This is a genomic window from Sunxiuqinia dokdonensis, from assembly GCF_001270965.1.
Taxonomy (GTDB): domain Bacteria; phylum Bacteroidota; class Bacteroidia; order Bacteroidales; family Prolixibacteraceae; genus Sunxiuqinia; species Sunxiuqinia dokdonensis.
In genome coordinates this window covers 1-9,179 of record NZ_LGIA01000098.1, presented here as the reverse complement: position 1 = coordinate 9,179, position 9,179 = coordinate 1, and the positions used below count along the sequence as shown (strand labels likewise).

Annotated in this window: 11 protein-coding genes and 1 pseudogene; 9 read left to right on the top strand and 3 right to left on the bottom strand. The window is 43.9% G+C overall.

All coding sequences use genetic code 11. The features are described 5' to 3' along the window. Positions 1-112: 112 nt before the first annotated feature. From NC99_RS07275 to NC99_RS07235, 9 genes are all read left to right on the top strand, one after another. Positions 113-835, top strand: coding sequence for a sulfite exporter TauE/SafE family protein (locus NC99_RS07275; RefSeq protein WP_157624618.1), 723 nt, complete (start codon positions 113-115; stop codon positions 833-835). 228 nt (positions 836-1,063) lie between these two features. After that, positions 1,064-1,858, top strand: coding sequence for an SCO family protein (locus NC99_RS07270; RefSeq protein ID WP_082326357.1), 795 nt, complete (start codon positions 1,064-1,066; stop codon positions 1,856-1,858). A 15-nt stretch (positions 1,859-1,873) separates the two neighbouring features. Then, positions 1,874-3,490: a cytochrome c oxidase subunit I gene (locus tag NC99_RS07265; protein ID WP_053181589.1), complete on the top strand. Its 1,617-nt coding sequence runs from the start codon at positions 1,874-1,876 to the stop codon at positions 3,488-3,490. An 11-nt stretch (positions 3,491-3,501) separates the two neighbouring features. Then, the gene (locus NC99_RS07260; RefSeq protein WP_053181586.1) at positions 3,502-4,119 is read left to right on the top strand and encodes a cytochrome c oxidase subunit 3 family protein; all 618 of its coding nucleotides are present in this window, start codon (positions 3,502-3,504) and stop codon (positions 4,117-4,119) included. Between the two features lie 10 nt (positions 4,120-4,129). Beyond that, on the top strand, positions 4,130-4,414 hold the full coding sequence (locus tag NC99_RS07255) for a cytochrome C oxidase subunit IV family protein (RefSeq protein WP_053181583.1): 285 nt from the start codon (positions 4,130-4,132) through the stop codon (positions 4,412-4,414). A 6-nt stretch (positions 4,415-4,420) separates the two neighbouring features. Next, a complete protein-coding gene (gene coxB / locus NC99_RS07250; protein ID WP_053181580.1) occupies positions 4,421-5,365 on the top strand; it encodes a cytochrome c oxidase subunit II in 945 nt (314 codons plus the stop codon). A 1-nt stretch (position 5,366) separates the two neighbouring features. Continuing rightward, positions 5,367-6,242 (top strand): protoheme IX farnesyltransferase, encoded by an 876-nt coding sequence (locus tag NC99_RS07245; RefSeq protein WP_053181577.1) that lies wholly within the window; start codon positions 5,367-5,369, stop codon positions 6,240-6,242. Between the two features lie 68 nt (positions 6,243-6,310). Further along, the gene (locus NC99_RS07240) at positions 6,311-6,613 is read left to right on the top strand and encodes a heavy-metal-associated domain-containing protein (RefSeq protein ID WP_053181573.1); all 303 of its coding nucleotides are present in this window, start codon (positions 6,311-6,313) and stop codon (positions 6,611-6,613) included. A gap of 271 nt (positions 6,614-6,884) precedes the next feature. Beyond that, positions 6,885-7,274: a carboxypeptidase-like regulatory domain-containing protein gene (locus NC99_RS07235; RefSeq protein WP_082326356.1), complete on the top strand. Its 390-nt coding sequence runs from the start codon at positions 6,885-6,887 to the stop codon at positions 7,272-7,274. 97 nt (positions 7,275-7,371) lie between these two features. Here NC99_RS07235 and NC99_RS07230 read toward each other — a convergent pair whose 3' ends face one another. The 3 genes and pseudogenes from NC99_RS07230 to NC99_RS22080 form a co-directional block, all read right to left on the bottom strand. After that, positions 7,372-7,845 carry an FKBP-type peptidyl-prolyl cis-trans isomerase gene (locus NC99_RS07230; RefSeq protein WP_053181567.1) on the bottom strand — a complete coding sequence of 158 codons (474 nt, stop codon included), beginning with the start codon at positions 7,843-7,845 and terminating at the stop codon, positions 7,372-7,374. A gap of 28 nt (positions 7,846-7,873) precedes the next feature. Further along, positions 7,874-8,440 carry a c-type cytochrome gene (locus tag NC99_RS07225; protein WP_082326355.1) on the bottom strand — a complete coding sequence of 189 codons (567 nt, stop codon included), beginning with the start codon at positions 8,438-8,440 and terminating at the stop codon, positions 7,874-7,876. Between the two features lies 1 nt (position 8,441). After that, positions 8,442-9,179: pseudogene (locus NC99_RS22080) on the bottom strand (quinol:cytochrome C oxidoreductase); the annotation flags it as partial.

Below are 9,179 nucleotides of genomic sequence, written 5' to 3'. Positions count from 1 at the left end.
GCCTGAGCCAATCAATTTCGGTAAAAAACCTTCCACGCGGGCGCTATACCGTTAAACTGGACTGGACTTCGAATGAGAAACCCTATTATCAGGAACTTGAAATACAACTACCATGATCTTTGATTTCATTGCCCCATTAACGATCGGATTAGTCGGAAGCTTTCACTGCATTGGTATGTGTGGCCCCATTGCGGTGGCCTTGCCCCTAAAAAGCCACAGTGCCGGAGCAAAAATTGCCGGAGGTTTGCTCTACAACATCGGCCGCACCCTCACCTACGCGGTACTCGGATTGCTGTTTGGGCTTTTAGGCGCCGGCATTCACCTGGCCGGTTTTCAGCAATGGACCTCCATTTTGCTCGGCGCAGTAATGATTTTGAGCGTACTTTTTCCTTACTTTTTCAAACAGCGAATAAGTTTTAGCGCTTTATTTACTGGCTATGCCGGACGATTGATTTCGCGCTTGCGCAAAATGTTCTCCAATCATTCCTACCAATCGCTGTTTACGATTGGATTGTTGAACGGCCTGCTTCCCTGCGGATTGGTTTACGTAGCCATTGCCGGCGCCATCAATACGAACCATGTCCTTTCCGGAGCGTTGTTTATGATTTTATTTGGCTTGGGCACCATTCCGATGATGTTGTTGATTTCGTTGACCGGGAACATGATCAGTGCGCGTTTGCGTTCAGGCATGCGCAAGGTTGTCCCCTACTTCATCGTACTCCTCGGCATTCTTTTTATCCTGCGGGGGCTGTCGCTCGGCATTCCTTATGTGAGTCCCAAAGCAGAGAAACTGGCTCCGGCAGAACGAAGCATGGACGACAGCTGTTGCCACTGATCGGGGCAAAAAGCGACTTCTAATCCTTGAAGCAGAATTAATTAGGAAGATGTCGTAAAAACCAAAAAAAAACAAGAGCAGGAGGGCCGCGTGGAATCTCAAAAAAATAATGGTTTTATTTCCTTTTTTATAAACATTCAATGGTGTTTTTGGGTTTCTTATGGTGATAAACTAAGTCGGTCTTTCTATCTTGTGGAAAATCAAAAATCAAGAGGATAAAAAAACAAAATGAGGCTAAATCTTAAACATTTATTGTTTTTCATTGCCACCATACTTCAAATCAACTCATTTGGGCAAATCAACCCCGTCTCCGATGCGCCTGACGATCCCGAGGTAGGGGTTGTTGAGCATTTGGATGAGTACTTGCCAAAAGACATTTACATTACCGGATTGGATTCGCAGCGCGTTTTACTGACCGATCTGATTGACAAGCCAACGGTTTTAAATTTTGTTTATTATCGTTGTCCCGGTATCTGCAGCCCGCTCATGGAAGGCCTTGCCGAAGTGATGGATCGGTCGGATTTGAAACCAAACGAAGATTACCAAGTGCTGACCATCAGCTTCGACCCCACAGAAACCCTTGACCTCGCTGAACGGAAAAAGACAAACTACCTGAATCTGGTCAATAAAAAAGAAGCCATCAGTGCCGGTTGGAAATTCTTCATTTCCGATAGTGCCAGTATCGTCAAAGCAACAAAGGCCGTGGGTTTTCAATACAAAAGAACAGGAAACGATTTTTTGCATGCCGCATCGGTCATGGTCATCAGTCCCGATGGAAAAATAACCCGCTACCTAAACGGAATTTATTTTTTACCCTTTGAATTTAAGATGGCCATCATTGAAGCCAACAAAGGAAAATCAGGGCCAACCATCAATAAAATATTACAATTTTGCTATTCATATGATCCTGTTGGGCAAACCTATGTTTTGAATGTGACAAAAATTGCCGGATCAATTATTATATTTATTGCATTGTTTATATTCCTGTATTTAGTATTTAAACCTAAACGAAAAGAAGTTTAACAAACGAACATTTATATGCAAGCAAGTTCTAAAATCCCCACTGATGTAAGTTATTTGGAATACGAAGGCAAACACAAGGGGCTTCGGGCGTGGATTTTTTCCACTGACCACAAGCGCATTGGTCTGCTCTACCTGTATTCCATGATGACCTTGTTTTTAGTTGGAGTTATTCTGGGCCTGGCCATGAGGTTTGAGCTGATTGCCCCGGGAAAAACCATTATGGATGCCAAAGATTATAATGCGGTTTTCACGGTTCACGGAGTGATCATGATTTTTATGATTGTGATTCCAGGCCTTCCGGCAGTCTTTGGAAACTTCATGCTCCCCATTATGATTGGAGCCAAAGATGTGGCCTTCCCGAAATTGAATTTATTATCCTGGTGGGTTTATATTGCCGGAGCTTTTCTGGTCATCACCTCCGTCTTGTTTGGCGATGGGTCGCCGGATACCGGCTGGACCTTTTACGCGCCCTACAGTTTTAAAACCGGGGCCAATATGCTCCCCGCCATTTTCGGCGCTTTTGTGCTGGGTTTTTCATCCATCCTCACGGGGCTAAACTTTATTGTAACCATGCATCGCATGCGGGCTCCGGGTATGACATGGACGAAAATGCCACTGTTTCCCTGGTCACTCTATGGAACCGCATGGATTCAGTTACTGGCAACTCCTATCGTTGGAATTACGCTGGTCTTGGTGGCTTTGGAGCGGATTTTTGGGATCGGCGTGTTCGATCCGGCACTGGGCGGTGATCCGATTTTGTACCAGCACCTTTTCTGGATTTATTCCCACCCGGCAGTTTATGTGATGATTCTTCCTGCCATGGGTGCGATTTCTGAGATTATTCCAACCTTCTCTCAAAAACATATTTTCGGGTACAAAGTCCTTGTGGTTTCGACCCTGGCAATTGCCTTTATTGGTTACTTTGTATGGGGCCACCACATGTTTACATCGGGAATGAGTGGAACAGCTCAGTATACATTTTCGATACTAACCTTTTTAGTCGCTATTCCCAGTGCCATAAAAGTATTCAATTGGATTTCAACCATGTATAAAGGATCCATCAATGTGCAAACGCCGTTTTACTGGGCAGCTTCCTTCATCTTTGTTTTTATGATTGGAGGTTTGTCAGGTTTGGTCGTTGGTGCCCTGGCAACCAACGTTTACCTGCACGACACAGCCTTTGTGGTTGCCCACTTCCACTTTATCGTATTCGGTGGTGTTGGATTTTCCTTCTTTGGTGCCATTCACTATTGGTTCCCAAAAATGTTTGGCCGGATGTACGATGCCACCTGGGCAAACATTGGCTGGCTGATCTTCACCATCGGTTTCCTGGCTCTATATTCGCCCATGTTCTATTTGGGAATGCAAGGAATGCCACGCCGTTATTACGATTATCTTGAAGAATTTCATGCCGCCAATATCCTATCAACATTGGGTTCATGGGTGATGACCTTAGGTTTGATCATTGTCATCATTAACCTGTTCCGGTCAGCGAAAAGCGGGCCAATTGCCGTGGCAAACCCTTGGAACGGCAAAACACTGGAATGGACTGTTCCGTCGCCACCCCCGGTTGAAAATTTTGACGAGATTCCTGAATACCAAGAAAAAGACGGACCTTACGAATATCAATAAACGCTATACCTATGTCACAAGTTATTCACCATGACGAGCACTATGACCCGGAAGGATCGAAGATCGGGATGTGGCTTTTCATTTTTACTGAATTGCTTCTATTTGGAGGGCTTTTCATTGTCTATTCGGTTTACCGTTATATGAATGCAGATGCATTTCACCTGGCGGCCGAAGAACTAAACACAACCGTTGGCGCTTTAAACACAGTCATTCTGCTGATTAGTAGTATGACCATTGCCATGTCAACTACCGCCCTTCAGAAAAAGCAAAAAGCAACCACCATTGTTTTGCTGGAAATTACCTTTATGCTGGCATTAATTTTTCTGGTGAACAAATATTTCGAGTGGGGTGTAAAATTTGATCATGGAATTTTCCCAGGATCTGAGTTTATGAAAGCGGAAATGAGCCAAGGCGAAGTGCTTTTCTTTGGTTTGTACTTTGTCATGACCGGCCTGCACGCCTTGCACATCGTTGCCGGACTAGTTATCATGGGATTTGCCCTGGCACGCGTGCAAAAAGGAACCGTTCATGCCGACCGGCCATCCTTGCTGGAAAATGCGGGTTTGTACTGGCACCTGGTCGATTTAATCTGGATTTTCCTTTTCCCTTTATTTTACCTAATCACTTAACGACTGAATCATGGAAAATGAAAAACATCATATCGTGCCGTACCGACTTTACGCGGTTGTTTTGCTGCTACTGCTGGTGCTAACTTTTATTTCAATTGCAATAACAGATATCAATTTGGGAGCATTCACAGTTGTCGGAGCATTATTGCTCGCCTCAATCAAATCGGGCTTGGTACTGGTTTATTTCATGCACCTGAAATTTGACAAAGCCTACATCCAAATTATGGTTGGAATGGTTTTTATTTTGTTTATCGCTATCGTTCTTGTTACGTTTTTTGACTACTATTTCAGATAAGAAACTATGTATATTCTAGCATCAACACAAGCCTCTAATTTTGTTACCGGAGTCGACCGGGCATTTATTTTTATTCTTGCTGTCAGCTTTTTCTTTCTAATTGCCCTGACAGCAGTCATGATCTATTTTATTTTCAAATACAATAGAAAACGACACCCAAAGGCGGTACAAATAAAGGGAAGTAGCCTGTTGGAACTGGTGTGGACTGTTATTCCAACCATCTTGGTACTGATCATGTTCTACTACGGCTGGGCAGGATGGAAACCTATGAAAACAGCGCCAGACGATAGTTTTGAAATTACGGTGGTTGGCCGGATGTGGAATTTTACTTTCGAGTATGACAACGGCCGGCGAACCGACACGTTGTTTGTGCCAAAAGACCAACCCGTCAAACTGAATCTTCGGTCGATGGATGTGATCCACTCCGTTTTTATTCCTGCATTCCGGGTGAAGGAAGACGTGGTGCCGGGCAGCGAAAAGTTTATGTGGTTTACACCGACAAACGAAGGTATTTACGAACTGTTTTGTACCGAATATTGCGGACTTCAGCACTCCTACATGTACAACTGGGTGAAAGTAATGCCCCAAGATGACTTCAACAAGTGGTACACCGATACCACACAACAAGTGGCCAGCGCCGAGGTAGATTCTCCTGCAGCAGCAGGTAAACGAATTATGACCAATATTGGCTGCTTTGCCTGCCATTCAATTGATGGATCGAAAATTATTGGTCCTTCTTTTAAAGGAATTTACGGTCATGAAGTAACTGTAAAAACAGGAGGAAGCGAGCGGACTATTACGGTGGATGACGAATACATTAAACGCTCAATTTATGAACCAGAGGCTGACATTGTCGATGGTTTTAACAAAGGTTTGATGCAAAGCTACCAGGGACAGTTGAGTGACTCGGACGTTGAACAAATTATTGAATACCTGAAAACACTTCAATAGCATGAGCCGTCAAACCATTGGCTCCTATCTTAAGCTTATTTTACAACTGGGCAAAGCACGAATTTCTTTGCCCGTTGCTTTATCTGCCCTAACCGGTTTTGCCCTTCAAACGGGAACGATTGGGCTGGAAGGTCTTTACCTGGGCGTGGGCGTTTTTTTAATTTCGTGCAGCTCCGGCGCCATCAACCATTGGCAAGAACACCGCATTGATGCTGTCATGCCACGCACACAAAACAGACCAATTCCCTCGGGGAAAATTTCTCCTTTACTCGCCTCTTTGGTAGCCTTACTCTATTTTGTTTCAGGTGCAGTAATTTTAACCATTCATTTCCCGCCGGCAGCCCTGATCGCTAGCACTATTACCCTCCTTTCTTACAACGGTTTTTACACGCCACTGAAAAAGTATACAGCCTTTGCGGTGGTGCCCGGCTCCCTTGTTGGAGCCCTACCACCCTATATTGGATGGCTGGCTACAGGAGGCGACTTGCTCAGTCCGGTTATTTTTTGGGTAGCGGTCTTCTTTTTCATCGGCCAAATTCCCCATTTCTGGCTGTTGTTGTTGATGTTTGGAAAAGAATACAAGTTGGTTGGTTACCCGAGCTTAACAGACATCTTTACCGACAACCAAATTAAACGACTGAGCTACACGTGGATTTTATCGACCGTTGCAGCCGCACTAATCATTGCGCTAAAAATCATGATCGGCAAGATCGTCATCGCCATACTTCTGCTTTACATCTTTTATTTGCTTGTTACGACAAGCTCGCAACTACTTCTGAAAAACAACCTCCAGGTAAGAAGCACTTTTTTCAAGCTCAATTTCTTATACCTGTTTATGATGATTGCCATAATCGTGGACAGCCTCCTGTATCGTTGATGAACAAACCTAAAAATGGGATGTTGTTCCAATACATCAAGCTATTTTAATCCGTAAAAAAAAATGCTATGAAAACAAGCCTGCTATTATCACTCTTTATTCTGATTGCTGTGGCGTGCAATCAAAAAGACACGAAAACCGCCCCAGAAAAAGCCGTTGCAGATATTGAACTGGTTTATCATGTTGAAGGAATGACATGCGACCATTGCGAAATGTCCATTCAAAAAGGTGTAAATGAACTTGAAGGGATTGCAGAAGTTCAAGCTAACCATGAAGACTCAACGACACGTGTTGTTTATAATCCGTCGGTAACTGACCCCGGAAAAATTATGGCTGCCATTGAAAAAAGAGGTTATCGCGTTGTAAAATAAGATCTCCGGGGAGGTGTTAATTGCGGTTTATTTCAACTCAGATTTGGTGCCTGTTGACTTGGATTGCTTAAATTGGAAATATTTAATCTTTTTAACATCATCGAAGCAACCCTTTGGCAAGTTATTTGTCAGTAATAATAGACAATAGACAAACATGAAAACAAGCCAGGAAACAAACTTTAAAATTTCATTTAAAAATTTTGGACTAAACAAAAAGTAGAAGTGAAAACATTAAAGTGAGTTTCGTACGTACCTTTTAAAACATTAACGTATGAAAACACCACTTATCTTACTCAATTTATTCATGATTTCATGCCTGATCGCTACAGCAGGCAGTGCCCAAACCTCCAATGTTTACGGGAAAGTAATGGACAAAGAGACCCATAAACCACTTTATGGCGTCAGTGTATGTCTTGAAGACGATCAGCTCGGCATAGGCACCATTACAAACAAAGATGGCGAATTCCGTCTCTGGAATCTCCCCGGTGACAGCCTGAATGTCTTGATTCGATGTGACGGTTACGAAACCTATGTTTTGGACCTCAGCACCTTCTCCAGTTCATCGCAGGATGTAAAGGAAATTTACTTGGAAACTAAAACAAATCAAGATCAAAAACAGACCAGTTTACGACTGTTGTCGACTAAAAAAGAAGGCAAATAGTCGCAATCATTTTTCATTTTTTGTGGAAAGCCGGAAAGTAAGCGCATTTTCGAGTCTGTTAATGCATCACCGCGCTCGCATGGCCAATACTACAATTCTAATCGGGAATTTCATCGGGAAGCGCATCCCTAACAGCAACGATCTTGCCTGAAAAAATCAGGTCTTTACCTGCCATCGGATGATTAAAGTCCATGGTTACCTGATCATTTTCTAGAGCGACAATCTTGCCCAAAAGCTCGTTTCCCTGCTTGTCCCCCATCGGAAAGACACGTCCGATCCGGACCACTTCATCATCAATTCGCCCGTCTTCTTCAGCAAATGTAGTCAGCGGTAGGTTTACGATTGCTTTGGGGTCGATGGGGCCGTAAGCTTCGGCTTCAGTAGCCTGAAAATAGAATTCATCGCCAGCCGACAAGCCCTGCAGATTTTGTTCGAAAACCTCCAGCAGGAGTTGATTTCCAAATAAAAATTCCTGAGCGTCATGCGCAGTAACCTGCTGAAGTATTTTTCCGTCAGTCGCATCAGCGACCGCGTACTGCACTTTGGCAATGGTATTTTTTTTGATTTTCAAACGATCTTCGATTTTTGAACAATTCGTTTTATTCCTGAGACAAAGAGCGCACATAATGCACAATCTTCCATCTGTTTTCAGGGCTAATCTGTCCCCCATGAGGCCCCATCAAGCCGGAAAAAGAACCGACTGTAATCACATGAAATATTTCGCCATCAGGTTTTTCTGCCAAATATGCATCGACCAATGAGCGGGGTTTAGCCGGAAACATTCTGCTTGTAAATAAGTGTCCGTTACCATCGCCAATCTCACCGTGGCAGCTGATACAGAAAATCTCATACTGGCGTTTTCCTTCATCCAACACCTCGGGCGTTGCATCGAGTGGATTAACCAGAACCTGCCCGGCTCGTACCTGTTCATCCATTGAGCGCCCCTCAAAAGGATAGGGCTTAAAACCACGGGGAATAGTTCCCTCAGCCGGCAAACGCATGGTGGTTCCTTCTTCAAAAACAGGATTTTCTGAATAGGTTTTATAGGCCGGCGAGTAAGCCATATCGGGGAAAAAAGTATGTCCTGGCCGGCTTTTGTCACGGGTACAGGCCGCAGACAATGCCACGACAACAAGCAACAGGTATAGACTCACAGATCTTCTCATATCAGTATTGGGTATGGTATTCAAAACTTTCTTTATAAAATGGATGATTCTTTGGCACCATCGGCGCTCTGGCCAACGACCGAAAAACAAAAAACAAGAACAGCCCAACAAAGCCAATCGTGATTCCAATTTCTGGAATTCCAATTCCCGACTCTTCCCCACCCACAACACCAGGCATAATCAACTGGTAAAGATCAAGCCAATGGCCAATAAATACAATCACCGACACCGGTAACAGGATTAACGAGCCGCGTTTTGAATCACGGGTCATCAGCGCAAAAAACGGAACCACAAAGTTCAGAATTAAATTGACGTAAAATATGGTGCTGAAGTGCTTATGTCTTTCGTAAAAGTAGACGGTTTCCTCTGGAATATTCGCATACCAGATGAGCATGTACTGCGAGAACCACAAATAAGCCCAGAAAATACTGAAACCGAACAGGTACTTCCCAAGATCGTGAATATGCTCACTGTTGACGTGCGCCATATAGCCCATTCGCCTCAATACAATCAGCAGGATGATCAACACCGCTGTTCCGCTGGCCAACATACTCGAAAAAACATACCAGCCATAGAGGGTGCTAAACCAGTGTGCATCAATCGACATCAGCCAGTCCCACGACGAAGTGACACTGGTAATGGCTAGTGTCACCACAAAAATGGCCGAAAAAATCCGAAACTTCCGGTAATATTTCAAATCCCCTGTTTCATCCAGTTGAAGGGAATATTTCCGTATAAA